This window comes from Ensifer sp. B1-9 (assembly GCF_050474445.1).
Taxonomy (GTDB): Bacteria; Pseudomonadota; Alphaproteobacteria; order Rhizobiales; family Rhizobiaceae; genus Ensifer.
Genome location: NZ_JBCHVG010000017.1, coordinates 141,595 through 156,827, shown reverse-complemented (window position 1 = coordinate 156,827; position 15,233 = coordinate 141,595). Strand labels below are relative to the sequence as shown.

17 protein-coding genes are annotated in these 15,233 nt (G+C 63.4%); 9 read left to right on the top strand and 8 right to left on the bottom strand.

What is annotated here, in order from left to right:
• Positions 1–30 precede the first annotated feature (30 nt).
• From phnG to ACQ5BM_RS28740, 8 genes are read left to right on the top strand one after another with little or no spacing between them, the layout of a single operon-like run.
• A complete protein-coding gene (gene phnG / locus ACQ5BM_RS28775; protein ID WP_429818648.1) occupies positions 31–498 on the top strand; it encodes a phosphonate C-P lyase system protein PhnG in 468 nt (155 codons plus the stop codon).
• The gene (gene phnH, locus ACQ5BM_RS28770; protein WP_429818646.1) at positions 498–1,106 is read left to right on the top strand and encodes a phosphonate C-P lyase system protein PhnH; all 609 of its coding nucleotides are present in this window, start codon (positions 498–500) and stop codon (positions 1,104–1,106) included. The genes phnG and phnH overlap by 1 nt, the downstream gene beginning before the upstream one ends.
• Before the next feature lie 3 nt (positions 1,107–1,109).
• Positions 1,110–2,219, top strand: a complete 1,110-nt coding sequence (locus tag ACQ5BM_RS28765) for a carbon-phosphorus lyase complex subunit PhnI (protein ID WP_429818644.1) — start codon at positions 1,110–1,112, stop codon at positions 2,217–2,219.
• Positions 2,216–2,509, top strand: a complete 294-nt coding sequence (locus ACQ5BM_RS28760) for a hypothetical protein (protein WP_429818642.1) — start codon at positions 2,216–2,218, stop codon at positions 2,507–2,509. The genes ACQ5BM_RS28765 and ACQ5BM_RS28760 overlap by 4 nt, the downstream gene beginning before the upstream one ends.
• Positions 2,506–3,384, top strand: coding sequence for an alpha-D-ribose 1-methylphosphonate 5-phosphate C-P-lyase PhnJ (locus tag ACQ5BM_RS28755; protein WP_429818640.1), 879 nt, complete (start codon positions 2,506–2,508; stop codon positions 3,382–3,384). The genes ACQ5BM_RS28760 and ACQ5BM_RS28755 overlap by 4 nt, the downstream gene beginning before the upstream one ends.
• The gene (phnK, locus tag ACQ5BM_RS28750; RefSeq protein ID WP_429818638.1) at positions 3,381–4,157 is read left to right on the top strand and encodes a phosphonate C-P lyase system protein PhnK; all 777 of its coding nucleotides are present in this window, start codon (positions 3,381–3,383) and stop codon (positions 4,155–4,157) included. The genes ACQ5BM_RS28755 and phnK overlap by 4 nt, the downstream gene beginning before the upstream one ends.
• A 2-nt stretch (positions 4,158–4,159) precedes the next feature.
• A complete protein-coding gene (phnL, locus tag ACQ5BM_RS28745) occupies positions 4,160–4,867 on the top strand; it encodes a phosphonate C-P lyase system protein PhnL (protein WP_429818636.1) in 708 nt (235 codons plus the stop codon).
• Positions 4,864–5,478, top strand: coding sequence for a DapH/DapD/GlmU-related protein (locus ACQ5BM_RS28740; protein WP_429818634.1), 615 nt, complete (start codon positions 4,864–4,866; stop codon positions 5,476–5,478). The genes phnL and ACQ5BM_RS28740 overlap by 4 nt, the downstream gene beginning before the upstream one ends.
• 66 nt (positions 5,479–5,544) lie before the next feature.
• Here ACQ5BM_RS28740 and ACQ5BM_RS28735 read toward each other — a convergent pair whose 3' ends face one another.
• The 8 genes from ACQ5BM_RS28735 to ACQ5BM_RS28700 form a co-directional block, all read right to left on the bottom strand.
• Positions 5,545–6,141 (bottom strand): DUF922 domain-containing Zn-dependent protease, encoded by a 597-nt coding sequence (locus ACQ5BM_RS28735; RefSeq protein WP_429818632.1) that lies wholly within the window; start codon positions 6,139–6,141, stop codon positions 5,545–5,547.
• Between the two features lie 177 nt (positions 6,142–6,318).
• Positions 6,319–6,843, bottom strand: coding sequence for a DUF992 domain-containing protein (locus ACQ5BM_RS28730; protein WP_429818630.1), 525 nt, complete (start codon positions 6,841–6,843; stop codon positions 6,319–6,321).
• Between the two features lie 344 nt (positions 6,844–7,187).
• Positions 7,188–8,906: a dihydroxyacetone kinase family protein gene (locus ACQ5BM_RS28725; protein ID WP_429818628.1), complete on the bottom strand. Its 1,719-nt coding sequence runs from the start codon at positions 8,904–8,906 to the stop codon at positions 7,188–7,190.
• Positions 8,907–8,919: 13 nt separating this feature from the next.
• Entirely contained in the window at positions 8,920–9,855 is a 936-nt protein-coding gene (locus ACQ5BM_RS28720) for a sugar phosphate isomerase/epimerase family protein (RefSeq protein ID WP_429818626.1), read from the bottom strand.
• A 46-nt stretch (positions 9,856–9,901) separates the two neighbouring features.
• Positions 9,902–11,440: a tripartite tricarboxylate transporter permease gene (locus tag ACQ5BM_RS28715; protein ID WP_429818624.1), complete on the bottom strand. Its 1,539-nt coding sequence runs from the start codon at positions 11,438–11,440 to the stop codon at positions 9,902–9,904.
• 33 nt (positions 11,441–11,473) lie between these two features.
• Positions 11,474–11,974, bottom strand: a complete 501-nt coding sequence (locus ACQ5BM_RS28710) for a tripartite tricarboxylate transporter TctB family protein (RefSeq protein ID WP_429818622.1) — start codon at positions 11,972–11,974, stop codon at positions 11,474–11,476.
• 160 nt (positions 11,975–12,134) lie between these two features.
• Positions 12,135–13,121 carry a tripartite tricarboxylate transporter substrate binding protein gene (locus ACQ5BM_RS28705; protein ID WP_429818620.1) on the bottom strand — a complete coding sequence of 329 codons (987 nt, stop codon included), beginning with the start codon at positions 13,119–13,121 and terminating at the stop codon, positions 12,135–12,137.
• Positions 13,122–13,196: 75 nt separating this feature from the next.
• Positions 13,197–14,240 (bottom strand): 4-hydroxythreonine-4-phosphate dehydrogenase PdxA, encoded by a 1,044-nt coding sequence (locus tag ACQ5BM_RS28700; RefSeq protein ID WP_429818618.1) that lies wholly within the window; start codon positions 14,238–14,240, stop codon positions 13,197–13,199.
• A 203-nt stretch (positions 14,241–14,443) separates the two neighbouring features.
• On the opposite strand from ACQ5BM_RS28700, the gene ACQ5BM_RS28695 reads away from it, so the two are divergent.
• Positions 14,444–15,130, top strand: coding sequence for a GntR family transcriptional regulator (locus ACQ5BM_RS28695; RefSeq protein ID WP_247960612.1), 687 nt, complete (start codon positions 14,444–14,446; stop codon positions 15,128–15,130).
• Positions 15,131–15,233 lie beyond the last annotated feature (103 nt).

Here is a 15,233-nt window from a genome sequence, read left to right as displayed (position 1 = left end):
CTAGATCAATAGACATTTGAGGTGATAATGATGGATGCGAAGCTGAAACAGGAAAGCCCGCCGGATCCGGCGCGCAAGAAAGCCATGGGGCTGCTCGCCCGCGCAACCCTCGACGAGCTCAATGCCGCCTGGGAAGCGCTGGCCGACAAGCCGGAGGTTCATCCGGTCCGCGGCCCGGAAACAGGTCTCGTCATGGTGCGCGGCCGGATCGGCGGCGGCGGAGATCCATTCAATCTTGGCGAGGCCACGGTCTCGCGCGCGACCATCCGGCTTTCGACCGGCGAGATCGGCCACGGGCAGATGCTCGGAACCGACAGGCAGCGCGCCCGCCTGGCGGCAATCTTCGACGCCCTTTCCCAGCGCGCTGGCAACAAGGCAGATGTCGACTCCCTGCTTCGCCGCGTGGCCGAGCGGCTCGCGCAGGAAGAACGCCGCAAGGCCGAAGAGACTGCGGCAACCCGTGTCGACTTTTTCACCATGGTCCGGGGGGATGACTGATGGCCAGCCAATCGCAGGTCTACGCCGGCGCTTTCGCAGATCCGGTCTTTGCCGCCCAATCCGTCTTCCGCTGCCTGATGGACGGGTTCGCTCGTCCGGGCACGATCAAGCACATCGAGACGACGAGCGCCCCACCCGCTCCGCTCGGCGTAGCTGCCGGCGCGGTGGCGCTCACACTTTGCGATCATGACACTCCCATCTGGCTCACTTCGGCGCTCGGAAAATCGGCCGTTCCGCAATGGATCGCCTTCCACACGGGTGCCTCGGCCACCGTCAGCAAGACGGATGCCCGCTTCGCCTTCATCGAAAAAGGCGCCGCCTTCCCCGGTTTCGACCAGTTCTCGCTCGGCACCCAGGAATACCCGGATCGTTCGACGACGCTCGTCATCGAAGTCGAGGCGCTGACCGGTGGCCAAGTGCTCACCGCCAAGGGCCCCGGGATCAAGGGCGAGACGGAAATTGCCGTGAAGGGCCTGCCCGACGTCTTCCTCGGATTCTGGACCGCCAATCGCGCGATCTTCCCGCGCGGTGTCGATCTCGTGCTGACGGCCGGAGACAGGCTCGTCTGCCTGCCGCGCACAACCCGTCTTTCGCTCAAGGAGGCGTGACCCATGTATGTAGCCGTCAAGGGCGGGGAAACCGCCATTGCCAATGCGCACCGCCTTCTCGCCGACCGCCGCCGCGGCGATCGCAACCTTCCTTCGATCACCATCGAGCAAGTGGTCGAGCAGCTTGGCCTCGCCGTCGACCGCGTCATGGCGGAGGCCTCGCTCTATGATCGCGCACTTGCGGCGCTCGCCGTGCGCCAGGCGCGTGGCGACATGATCGAGGCGATCTTCATCCTGCGCGCCTATCGCACGACGCTGCCGCGCTTCGGCTATTCCGAACCGGTCGATACCGCCAACATGAAGGTCGAACGCCGGGTATCTGCGACATACAAGGATCTGCCCGGGGGGCAGTTGCTCGGGCCGACCTTCGACTACACGCACCGCCTGCTCGACCCGTCGTTGATCTCCGACGAGACCGTCGAGGAGCCGGCGATCAAGGAGCCGGGCGAACATGTGATGCGCGTCTCCGATATTCTCGATGGTGAGGGCTTGATCGAAGGTGACGGTCAGATGCCCGAAGGCCATGTGATGGGTGACCTCACCCGAGAGCCGATGGAGTTTCCGATGGCCCGGGACCTGCGCCTGCAGGCACTCGCCCGCGGCGACGAAGGCTTCCTGCTGGCGCTCGCTTACTCCACCCAGCGCGGCTATGGCCGCACCCATCCCTTCGTCGGCGAAGTTCGCATCGGCGAAGTGGAGGTGGAACTCGATCTGCCTGAACTCGGTTTTGCCGTCTCGCTCGGAACGATCCGCGTGACTGAATGCCAGATGGTCAACCAGTTCAAGGGTTCGGCAAAGCAACCGCCGCAGTTCACCCGCGGCTACGGCCTCGTGTTCGGCCAGAGCGAACGCAAGGCAATGTCGATGTCGCTGGTCGACCGGGCGCTGAGGACCGACGAGTTCAGCGAGGACATCGTCGCCGCGGCGCAGGATCAGGAATTCGTCATCTCGCATGCCGACAACGTCCAGGCGACCGGCTTCGTCGAGCACCTGAAGCTGCCGCACTATGTCGACTTCCAGGCGGAACTCGACCTCGTCCGCCGCATGCGCCGCGACTATGAGACGGCCAACGCCGGCGAGACGCCGAAGGAACGACAGGAGGCCGCAGAATGATCGGGCAAGCCTTGGCACACGGCGATAATTCAGTCACCGCCGCCACCACCATCTCCGCCGCCTCCGTCACCGCAATCGCGACCGCTGTCACCGGCAAAGACGACGCCGGCATCGCCCCCGCCATCGTTCTTGCGCGCTCGACTATGCGGCTCGCGCGCCGGCCGGCGGGCAATACCGAACAGGCCGGCGACCGCGGAACACAGCACGAAGATCCCAACCATCCAGACAAAAATCTCGCTCAAATCCTGGCCCCATCCGCGGTCGACACACTCAAGGGTAATCAGCGATGAACGACCTTGCTACCTATAATTTCGCCTATCTGGACGAACAGACGAAGCGCATGATCCGCCGCGCGATCCTCAAGGCGATCGCCATTCCCGGTTATCAGGTGCCTTTCGCCTCGCGCGAAATGCCGATGCCTTATGGTTGGGGCACCGGCGGCGTCCAGGTCACCGCCTCGATCCTCGGTCCGCAGGACGTGCTGAAGGTCATCGACCAGGGCGCTGACGACACCACCAATGCGGTTTCGATCCGGGCCTTCTTCCAAAAGGTCGCCAATGTCGCGGTGACCACCCGCACGAAAGAGGCGACGATCATCCAGACGCGCCACCGCATTCCGGAGGAAAAGCTCTCGGAAGGCCAGACGCTCGTCTACCAGGTGCCGATCCCGGAACCTCTGCGCTTCCTCGAACCGCGCGAGACCGAAACGCGCAAGATGCATGCGCTCGAGGAATACGGGCTGATGCATGTGAAGCTCTACGAGGACATCGCTCGCAACGGCCATATCGCCACGACCTATGCCTATCCGGTCAAGGTCGAGGGGCGGTATGTCATGGACCCTTCGCCGACGCCGAAATTCGACAATCCGAAGATGCACATGTCGGAAGCGCTGCAGCTCTTCGGTGCCGGCCGCGAGAAGCGCATCTACGCCGTACCGCCCTATACCGACGTGGTCAGCCTCGACTTCGACGACCATCCCTTCGAGATTCAGAGCTTCGACAAGCCCTGCGCGCTCTGCGGCGCAGAAGACGTCTATCTCGACGAGGTGATCCTCGACGACAAGGGCGGACGCATGTTCGTCTGCTCCGACACCGACCATTGCGAAGACCGCCGCGCCTGCGGCCATCAAGGCCACATGCTCGCCCGCCAGGAGGCCGCAGAATGAGTACCCTCCCGCTTCTGAAAGTGAACGACGTCTCGAAGTTCTACGGAAGCCGCATCGGCTGCCGCAACGTCTCCTTCGAGCTTTATCCGGGTGAAGTGCTCGCCATCGTCGGCGAGTCCGGCTCGGGCAAGACGACGCTTCTGTCGTGTCTGTCGACCCGATTGATGCCGACGTCGGGTATCGTCGAATACCACATGCGCGATGGCCAGTACCGCGACCTCGCCCGCATGGGAGAAGCTGAACGCCGCTTCCTGATGCGCACTGATTGGGGCTTCGTGCACCAGAATCCGGCTGATGGCCTGCGCATGACGGTTTCGGCCGGCGCCAATGTCGGCGAACGGCTGATGGCCGTCGGTGACCGCCACTACGGCAACATCCGCGCCACCGCCAGCGACTGGCTGGAGCGAGTGGAAATCGGCGTCGACCGCATCGACGACCAGCCACGCGCCTTTTCCGGCGGCATGCGCCAGCGCCTGCAGATCGCCCGCAATCTCGTCACCTCCCCGCGCCTCGTCTTCATGGACGAGCCGACCGGCGGCCTCGACGTCTCGGTCCAGGCGCGCCTGCTCGATCTGGTGCGTGGCCTGGTGCACGACCTTGGCTTGGCAGCGATCATCGTCACCCACGACCTCGCCGTCGCCCGCCTTCTCTCGCACCGCATGATGGTGATGAAGGACGGCGCCGTCGTCGAGCAGGGGCTGACCGATCGCGTGCTCGACGATCCGCGCGAGCCCTATACCCAGCTCCTCGTTTCTTCCATCTTGCAGGTGTAACCATGGCAACCCCTCTCGTTGTTTCCGAAGTCGCGAAAAGCTTCACCATGCACTTACGTGACGGAGTCCGCCGGCCCGTGGTCGCCGACGTCTCCTTCTCGGTTAAGGCGGGCGAGTGCGTCGTTCTCGGCGGCCCGTCCGGCGTCGGCAAGAGCTCGATCCTGAAAATGCTCTACGGCAATTACGGCGTCGATGAAGGCCAGATCCTGATGGATCACGACGGCAAGCTCGTGAACCTCGCGACTGCCGAGCCGCGCACCGTGCTCGAAGTCCGGCGCACGACGCTCGGCTATGTCAGCCAGTTCCTGCGCGTCGTGCCGCGCGTCTCGGCGCTGGACATCGTCGCCGAACCGCTGCAGGCCCGTGGCACGGCGATCGAGGAGGCCCGCGCGCAGGCGGGCGAACTCTTGAGCAAGCTCAACCTGCCGCGTGAACTCTGGAGCCTGCCGCCCGCCACCTTCTCCGGCGGCGAGCAGCAGCGCGTCAACATCGCCCGCGGCTTCATCACGGACCACAGGATCCTGCTGCTCGACGAGCCGACAGCTTCGCTCGACGCGAAGAACCGGGCGGTCGTCGTCGAGCTGATTGCCGAGAAGAAGGCCAAGGGCACAGCACTGATTGGTATCTTCCATGACGAGGAAGTGCGCGACGCGGTTGCCGACCGCATCCTCGACGTCTCGATGTTCTCGCCGAGAAAGGCTGCCGCATGAGCCAGAAGCTTGGGCTCGAACCTTTCATCCATCCGACCGCAAGCGTCAGCAATTCGACGCTTGGTCGTTATACCGAGATCCAGGAACGCTCGCGGCTCGATGAGGTCGAGTTCGGTGACTATTCCTACATCATGCAGGACGGCTCGATCTGGTGCGCGACGATCGGCAAATTCGTCAACATCGCTGCTGCCGCCCGCATCAATGCCACCAATCACCCGACCTGGCGGGCGACGCTGCACCACTTCACCTATCGCGCGCCGAACTATTGGGACGATACTGAGCTTGACCATGACCTCTTCGCCTGGCGCAGATCCAACCGGGTGACGATCGGGCATGACGTGTGGATCGGCCATGGCGCCACCATCCTGCCCGGCGTCACCGTCGGTAACGGCGCGGTCATCGGCGCCGGCGCCGTCGTCTCGAAGGACGTCGCGCCCTACACCATCGTCGGCGGCGTGCCGGCGAAGCTCATCCGCACCCGCTTCAACGAGGGCATCGGCGAACGGATGGACGCGCTTGCCTGGTGGGACTGGGACCACCAGCGCCTCCGTCGCGCTCTCGACGATTTCCGCGAGCTGACGGCTGAAGAGTTCTTGGTGCGTTATGCTTGAGCGGATAGCCAATCCGGGCCCCGAGCACAGGTTCGGCGTCCTTGTCGGCCAGAGAGGATCAGCGATCTACGGCCCGTTCACCAACCTCAGGATGAGCTGGTGGATATTGCCGCCGTCCGTCAGCTCGACCTGATCGAAGTCGCGGCTGCGCTGGCGCTGGGCTTGCGAAAGCGCACCAAGGCGCATGGTCATTTCGCCCCTGATCTTCCGGCACTTGGGATCGTCAGGGACGGTGAGGCCCAAGGTCGCGCCTTCTATCGCGCGAACCATCTCCTTGATGAAATCACCGTGCACGCGTTCGTGCTTGCGCACGCCATCGATGAAAATGTCCCAATTCTCCCGCGTGCCCGCAGGCAACGGCTTTGCCGGCTTTGGTAGCGTATAAGTGATGATCAGCTTCGGCTTGGCGGTGGTCAGCACGCAGGCGCCGGCCTGTTCCTCGTATTTCCGCGTCCAGGTCAGCTTGAAATTGGTATGGGCGATCGCCCGGCCGAGGCCGGCTTTCGGACCGCGTTCGCCGATCGAGGCGTAGAGCTCGGCACCCGTCTGCCCGTTGACGGTGTAGAGCGCTTCCTTCTCGACCGCCTGCCATTCGGCAGCGGCGGTCCGCGGCGCGGTCGCGAGACAAATGGCAACGACGCCCAGGCAAAGGCTTTTGTTCAATCCGAACCCTCGACATTCGCTTTTACGGCGCAGAACGCCGGTCGGCCTTCCTTAAACGGGAATCGGCGGAGTTCAAATGAAAAGGCACCGCAACTCCGTTGAAGTGCGATGCCCTTGTCATTTGTCCGGGTCATGTCGGGCCTGTTGCGGGGGTGCAATCGGCCGACGATACCGACCTTAGTTGACCGCCGTCAGCGTCATCGAGGTACCGGTGGCCGCAAGGTTGAGGCCGATCTGGCCGGTCACGCTCACCGTCTGCAGATGGATCGAGCCGGAGGTTCCGCCAACGAGGATGTTGGCACCGATGCCGGCGCCGACCGTCGCCTCGGCGGTTGCCCCCTGATAAAGACCACCGAGCGAGCCGCGGTGATAGCCGGCAGTCGGTGCAAACACCGCCCAGATCAGGCGGCTTTGCGTCGTGAAGCCGACATCGACGCCCATCTTGCGGATGGCACCCGCGTAATGGTCGGATGCTTCGGCACCCATCGTCGAACGGAAGACACAATCCACTTCCTTTGCAGAACCGAGCACATAGCCGACGCCGCCGGCGATGTTGCAGTCGAGATAGCCGATCTTGACGCCGTTGCTGGCATCGGGCTCAGGCTGAGGTTGAACAGTCGCAAGATCGGCTGCGTTTGCGGCCATCGCGCCAGCGAGAACCAGAGACGCTGCGGATACCTTCACGGCAAAACTCTTTTTCATTCTTGTCTCCTTCTCGGAACGTCAGAAATGATTGGCAATGACCGGCGGCACACGAACTCGAGCACATAGCGCACGCTGCAGGAAATCAAAGCCATAGCCTGGCTTCGGGCAATTCCGTGGCAGGCTGTCGTCGGCCGCGAAAATTGATTGGGTTTCCCCAACAATGACCAGAGATTGTGTTGAAAAAGCCACGCCCCACGGCGGCCCGGCCTGGTTCACATCGGCCAGAGCGGAGGGCTGGGCGTGTCCAGGGATGAAGAGTCGGCCTCAAAATGGCGGCCACCACATGCCTGAGATTGCGATCGGACGGCATTGCCGCCGCCCGATCCCGGCACTTAAAAGCGTCAGGCCCTTGCGGCTCGCGCCAGGAACCCGTCGGCAACACGCGCCGTCAGCGCCAGCGACACGGCGCCCGCATCCGGATGACCGATGCTCTTTTCGGCAAGTGGGCGTGCGCGGCCAAGCTTCGGCGTCAGGCCGGAGGTTGCCTCGGCCGCTTCGGTCGCGGCCCTGGCAGCAGCCTTCCACGCCTCGGTCAGACGCTTGCCACTGGCAAATTCACGCTCCAGGGTCTCGACAAACGGCACCAGCGCATCGACGAGCGTCTTGTCGCCCACGCGCGCACGGCCGAGACGGGTGACGCCATCGAGCGCACGACGGCCACCATCGACGATGGCGGCGTCCGAAGGCGCCGTCTCGTCGTCGAAGGCATTGCTCCACGAACGCAACAACAGACCCCAGATCGCGCCCGAGGTGCCACCGGCGCGATCTGCCCAGGCATCACCGGCCACCGCCAGGACGCTCGCCGCTCCGGCGCCGGCCGCGACTGCCGTCTTTGCCGCCTCGTCGGCCGCCGCCGAACCTCGGCGCATGCCCTGGCCGTGGTCGCCATCGCCGGCGAAGGCGTCGATGCTGCCGAGTTCGTCTTCAGCCTGCTTCAACGCTTCGGCGATTTCACCAATCAGCCGGGCAATGCACTTGCCGCTTTCCCGGGATGCATCCGAGGCGGGTGCAAACGCAATCGCGCCGTCTTCGTCCTTGCGCTCGTCGGTCGCGGCCTCGGCGGCGATAATCGTGCCCTTGCGCAGCACCGGCGCATCGCAAGGAGCGCGCCAATAGGTCTCAAGCTCGTCGTTCAGCCACATCAGCGTCAGCGAGCAGCCCTGCATGTCCAGGCTGGTGACGAACTCGCCGCATTCGGGCTCGACGATTTCGAGACCGGCCGCCTTCAGTTCCTTCTCGATCGCCACCCAGAGGACGAAGAGTTCTTCGTACTTCGTCGCACCGAGACCGTTCAGCAGCGGTGCGACCTTGCGGGCATCAGCCGGCCGCTCGGCCAAAAGCTTGCCGACGAGAAGCTTGGCGAATTCGCTCGCCGAAACCGTCTTTTCTTCGCTGATGCCCGGCTCGCCGTGAATGCCAAGGCCAAGCGCCATTTCGCCCTTCGGCACGGTGAAGAGCGGCGCCTTGGCGCCCGGAAGTGTGCAGCCGCCAAAGGCGACCCCGAAGGAAACGGTGCGGTCATTGGCAAGGCGGGTGATGCGCTCGACCTCGTCGAGAGCGAGGCCCGCTTCGGCGGCCGCGCCGGCGATCTTGAAGACGACGAGGTCACCGGCGATCCCGCGGCGCTTGGCAGGCGTTTCGGCGGATGCGCTGGCGACGTCGTCCGTCACCGGTACGATGCGCACGTCGATGCCTTCGGCGCGCAGGCGTTCGGCTGCGACGCCGAAGTTCAGCACATCGCCAGCATAGTTGCCGAAGCCGAGCAGGATACCACCGCCCTGATCGGCCCGGCGGCAGACACGGGCCACGGCCGCGGTCGAGGGAGAAGCGAACACATCACCGGCAACGGCCGCATCCGCCATGCCCGGACCGACGTAGCCGGCAAAAGCGGGATAGTGCCCGGAGCCGCCGCCGATGACGACGGCGACCTTGCCCTTCGGCACCTTGGTCGAGCGAACGACGCCGCCCTTCACGAGACGGACGTTGCGGGCATAGATCGAACTGAAGCCGGCAAGCGCGGTCGTGGCGAACTCTTCCGGTGCGTCAAAGATGGTGGTCATCACGTCTCTTCCCTTAGTCGCGAGGCAGAATGCGCCTCAGATAGTCCCGATTGGCCGCGCTGACGGAGAGGCCGTCGCCGCCGTAGTGTTCGCAGAGGAACGGGCTGTTGAAGCCGTGGGCCAGCGCCAGGCGGATGGCAGCGCGGTAGTTGATCACACCGAACTCCAGCGGCGCCGGATGGGTGACGACCAGCCCCGATGTCTCGTCCTCAGTGCGGTAGTAGTTCTTGACGTGCCAGTATTTTGCGAATGGAGCGACCTTGGCCATCATCTGTTGCCAGTGCTCGACCGGGCGATGTAGGCGAACGAGGTTGCCAAGGTCGGCGTTGATGCCGACATTGGCCATCCCGACATCGGTGATGAAGCGCACGGCACTGTCGGCTGAGCCGATATAGGTGTCCTCGTACATCTCGAGCGCCAGCTCCATGCCGAGTTCCTCGGCATGTCGGCCGAGCTCGCGGATGCGCTGAACGGCCTTCCGCCAGATGGCCGGATCGTCGGGGTTCTTCACACCATCGACCGTCCAGAACCAGAGCGCTTTCTTCTGCGCCTCGGTCAACGGGCCGAAAAAGCCAAAGGATATGGAGCCCGCACCGATTGCCGCCGCGGTTTCGATGACGCGGTGGCCGTAGGCGAGGTATTCGTCGCCATGCTCGGGGTCGATCACGCTGCGCCGCGAGGTCGAGATCGCCGGCATGGTAAGGCCGAGGTCGCGGGTGAGCTTGACGAAGCTGTCGAGCCGTTCCGGCGAGAGATCGGCTAGGCGGATCCAGCTATCGGTCGGGTCGAGTTCGGTGAAGCCGGCGTCGACCACGTCGGCCAAGGTCTCGGCCCATTGCTCGACCGATTGTTCCTGCACCGAACTGCCGTCGGCGAGCACGTTCGGATACTGGATCATCGCCGCCGCGATCGGCCAGGTTTTACGGGTCCATTTGCGCGCGTCCGGCATGGCTCTCCTCACGGTTTACTGGACTTTCTGGGATACGGCGGCTCTGTCAAGCCGCCGCGCTGCCGTCACCATGCGATGGCTCGGCATCGGCCTTGCGCTTGCGAGCCAGGCCTATCAATCCGAAGACGAGCGGCGACAGCAAGAGCGCAAGGCCGAGCGCCATCAGAGAGGAGACCAGCGGGTTCGACCAGAAGATGTTCAGGCTGCCGCCGGAGAGCAGCATCGACTGGCGGAAGGCGTCTTCCGCCTTGTCGCCGAGCACCATGGCGAGAACCAGCGGCGCCAAGGGATAGTCGAGCTTCTTGAATACGTAGCCGAGCACGCCGAAGCCGATGACGAGGAAGATGTCGGAAACCGAGTTTGCCACCTGGTAGGCGCCGGAGAAGATCACTGCGACGATGACCGGGCCGATGATCGCGAAGGGCACGCGCAGGATCGAGGCGTAGAGCGGCACGGTGGCAATCACCAGGAACACCGCAACGACGTTTCCGAGATACATCGAGGCAATCAGGCCCCAGACGAAATCCGGCCGTTCGGTAAAGAGCATGGGACCGGGTGTCAGGCCCCAGATCATCAGGCCGCCCATCATCACCGCGGCCGTCGCCGAACCCGGTACGCCGAGCGCCAGCATCGGCAGCAGCGCCGAGGTACCGGCGGAATGATCGGCAGTTTCCGGGGCCACGACGCCGCGCGGATCGCCCTTGCCGAACTTCGACTTGTCGCGCGCCGAGCGGCGGGCAACGCCATAGCTCATGAACGAGGCGGCCGTCGGGCCGGCGGGCGTGATGCCCATCCAGATGCCGATGATCGTCGAACGCAGGATCGTGAACCAATAGCGGGGGATCTCGACCAGCGTGCGGCCGATCTCGACGAGCTTGACGCGCGCCTTGATACCCTCGAAGCGCAGTCCCTCCTCGGTCGTCAGCAAGAGCTCGCCGATGCCGAAGAGGCCCATGACTGCGATCAGGAAGCTAACGCCCTTGATCAGGGTCGGAATATCGAAGGTGAGCCTTAGATCGCCGGAAATCGTATCCATGCCGACGGAAGCAAGCGCAAAGCCGAGCATCATCGAGACGAGCGTCTTGAAGGGCGATTGCGCGCCCATGGAGATGAAGCTTGCGAAGGCGAGGAAATAGACGGCGAAATATTCGGGCGACGAGAAGCGCAACGCGAAGTTTGCCACCCAGCCGGAGAGCAGCGTGATCATGACGACGCCGGCGAGTGCGCCGATACCGGCGGACACGAAGGCAAGCGTCAGAGCCCGGCTCGCCTGCCCGGCTTTCGCCATCGGATAGCCATCGAAGGTCGTTGCCACCGACGAGGGCTCACCAGGAATGTTGAAGAGGATCGATGTGGTCGATCCGCCGAAGAGTGCGCCCCAATACATGCAGGAGAGCAGGATAATGGCAGAAATCGGATCCATCGAGAAGGTCAGCGGCAGCAACAGCGACACGCCGTTCGGCGCGCCGAGGCCCGGCAGCACGCCGACCAGAATGCCGAGCGTGACGCCGACCATCATCAGCAGGATGTGATTCCAGCTGAGGATGTGGCCGAAGCCATCGATCAGAAGACCGATATTTTCCATGTCATTCCTCCCGGGAAAGCTTAGGCGTCAGGATCAGTAGATCCCGAACCAGGCCTCGACCGGTCCCTTGAGCAGCGGAACCTTGAAGCCGATCTCGAATACGACGAAGAAGAACAGTGAAACGGCGACGCCTGAAGGCAACGCGATCCACCATTTGTAACGCCCCTGGAAGAGCATCGTGCCGGCGATGTAGAGCGCCGTGCCGAGATAGAGGCCGAGCCAGGCGGAAACGCCGGCAAAGGCAATCAGCGGCAACAGGAACGACGCGACCACCTTGGCGCGCTGACCCTCGATGAAGATCTCGCCAGTGCCGCGATGCTTGACGAAAGCGTGGATGATGTTGGCGACGCTTCCGAGAAGGATCAGCAGGCCGACATAGAAGGGAAAATAACCGGCTTCCGGCCCAAATTCGGTCCATCCGGCACCGACATCGAGGGATCCGTAGCAGACCGCCGCGCCAAAGGCGCCGGTCAGCGCAGCAACGCCAAGCTCAACCGCGAAGCGGGAGACCCCATTCGCACCGTTCTCGCTCATGATCGTGACCTTTCAAAGCGGATGACGGGCGCCTCCGCATGATTCCTGAATCGGGATCGATTTAAGGAACTATGCTGCAATTTTAAGTGCTACAGCGTCCATGGCGCGTCAGGCGTAACGCACGGCGCTGCAGAGGCACCCGTCCCGATAATCGCGTCTGTTAGTTGGCGAGCCAACCCTCGCGCTTCAGGACTTCGCCGACAGCCGCGCCATCCATCTCGATGGCGGCCTTGAAGTCATCGCCGGCTATATAGGACGGCGACTGCGAGGTGTCGGCGAGGTACTTCGCCCATTCCGGCGTTTCGGAAACCTTGCGCATCAGGTCCGCATAGAACTTGACCACATCCTGATCAACGCCGGCCGGCAGCCAGACGGTGCGCGGCATGGAGTAGTTGTCGATGGCGATGCCCGACTCCTTGCAGGTCGGGATATCGCTCCAGGCCTTATCACCGGCGACCTTGGCGTCGTTCGAAAGCTTGACGCTCTTGAAGACGCAGAGCGGCTTGACCATGCCGGCCTGCCACTGGCCGAGGTTTTCGCTCGGATTGTTGACGTTGGCGTCGAGGTGCTCGCCGGCGAGCTGGACGGCCGCTTCGCCGCCGCTCTTGAACGGGATGTAGTTGATCGTCGCACCGGTCGCCTCGTTGATCATCGAGGTCAGGATCTGGTCGACGTCCTTCGACTGGCTGCCGCCGATTTTCAGGCCGCCTTCCTTCGCCTTGGCGGCGAAGTCTGCTGCGGTGTTATAGGAGGCCTTGCCGTTGACCCAGAGAACGAACTCGTCGGAAGCAAGCGCCGCAACCGGCGTCAGGTCTTCGGTCTTGTAGGGAACCTTGGCGCGAACCGGCAGCAGGTAGGCGTTGTTGGTGCCGAATGCCAGCTTGTAGGCGTCGCCCTTGTTGGTGGCGGTATAGACGAAGCCTTCGGCGCCGCCGGCGCTGCCCTTGTTGGTGACGACGACCGGCGCCTTCATCAGCTCGTACTTGCCGATGATCGCCTGGATCGTGCGGGCGAAGATGTCGGTGCCGCCGCCCGGACCGGCGGTGACGACGAATTCAACCGGGCGATCGGGTTCGAAAGCGGCGGCTGGAGCGGCAACGCCGAAAGCGGCTGCGATGATGCATGCGATGGAAACGGATTTCTTCATGTCTGGTCCTCCCGTTATTTGAGTTGTGGCGCAAGACCTTCCTCCTGCGCCGTTATTGCGTGAAAGCGCGCGAAATCAGGCAGCCGCCTTGAGCGCAGCCTTTTTCTTCGCCATGCGCACGGCAAGCAGCAACGCTTCGCGGCTGGCGCCGACGTCGGCAATCCCCTTGCCGGCGATGTCATAGGCTGTGCCGTGAGCCGGCGTGCAGAGCGCGAAAGGCAGACCGCCCATCATGGTCACGCCCTTGTCGAAGCCCATCAGCTTCATCGCGATCTGGCCCTGGTCGTGATACATGGTGAGGACGGCGTTGTAGCCTTCCTTCAGCGCCCGGCCGAAAACGGTATCCGCCGGGAACGGGCCCTCGACGTTGAAACCGAGCGATTTCGCCTTCTCGACCGCGGGCTCGATGATGTCGATCTCTTCCATGCCGAAGCTGCCGCCGTCGCCGGCATGCGGGTTGAGACCCGCGACGGCAATCCTTGCTTCGTCGTAACCCGCCTCCTTCAGACAGGCCTGGGTCAGCTCGAGCTCGGCGATGATGCCATCGACCGAGAGATTGTCGGCCACATCCTTGAGCGGGATGTGCGAGGTGACGCGGGCGTTCCAGACCTTTTCGAGGACGTTGAACTCGCGAACCTTGCCTGTGAAGCCGAGAACATCGGCAACGAAGCGGATTTCGTCGTCATAGCCCGGATAGGCGAAGCGCATGGCCTTCTTGTTGAAGGGGGTGAAGCAGACGGCATCGGCCTTTCCCGCATCCGCCAACTCGAGCGCCGTGCGGAAGTTGCGGGTCGCAAAGGTGCCGCCAGCAAGCGTCGCCTCGCCGCGAACGACGTCGGAAGGATCGAGATGAGCGAGATCGACGAAAACGTGACGCGACGTTCCGGCCTTGTCGAGATCTGCGAGCGTCGACGACTCAAGATCGAGCGTCACGCCGGCCGCCTTGGCACCCTCATCGAGGATCCGGCGATCGCCGATGGTGATGATGTGCGCGGCTTCGCGGATGTCCGCAAGCGTCAGCAGCTTTGCGGTCAGTTCCGGGCTGATGCCCGCCGGATCGCCCATGGCGAGCGCAATGACAGGACGCGCGCCGTTACCGGCAGCACCGTTGGTCGTCATGTGAGATGTCCTCCGCTTCATTCTTTCGGCTGCCGTCATACGTTATTCAAAATTTTGCATCAAGTCTTTTGTATTCTGTATGCAGCATTTTCTGTTGACGATAGAAGAGACGATCTCCATGCTTTAATGAGACAGCACTGATTCAATCGGCGCGAACGGGAACAGAAGGCCGGCGCCCAGCCGCCAGACGCAGAAGCAAGACCATGAACGAAATCACATCTCTTGAGAGACGGCCGGATGGCGGCCCAGGCCCGATCCGACGCACGGCACTGCACGACACGCTGGTCAGCCATCTGCGCGACATGATCATCGAGGGCGACCTATCACCCGGTACCCGCCTGCACGAAGGCCAACTCGGCGAGCAGCTCGGGGTGTCTCGCACGCCGCTGCGCGAAGCCATAAAATATCTTGCAAGCGAGGGCCTGGTAGAGCTCGTTCCGAGCCGCGGTGCCGTCGTCAAGCGCTTCAGCGCCAAGGACGTGCACGACATGCTGACGGTTCTGCAGACGCTGGAGGAGCTTGCCGGCAAGCTCGCCTGCGAGGCTGCAAGCGATGCCGGTATTGCCGAAGTGCGCGCGCTCCATGACGAGATGGTCCGGCGCTACAAGGCCGGCGACCGGCTGCAATATTACAAGCTCAACCAACAGATCCATTCGGCCATCGTCCAGCTTGCCGCAAACGCCGCTTTGGCGGACATGCATGGCATTCTGCAGACGCGGCTGAAGCGCATCCGCTTCATCGGCCACGAGGGACCGGAGAAATGGGCAGCGGCCGTTGCCGAGCACGAGGAAATGATCGTCGCACTCGAAGCTCGCGACAAGGCAAAGCTCTCCGAGGTCCTCGGCCGCCACCTCATGAACGCCTGGGAGCGCGTGCGCGACGCGGTGTAAGCATCGCAGCGGGCCGGCGCAAACGAGCCCTCGGCGGGGGTTCGTCCAGGTACGCGCCTTCCATCAAAACTTCGAATAACCGTTTGTAACGGCCTTCGCGTTT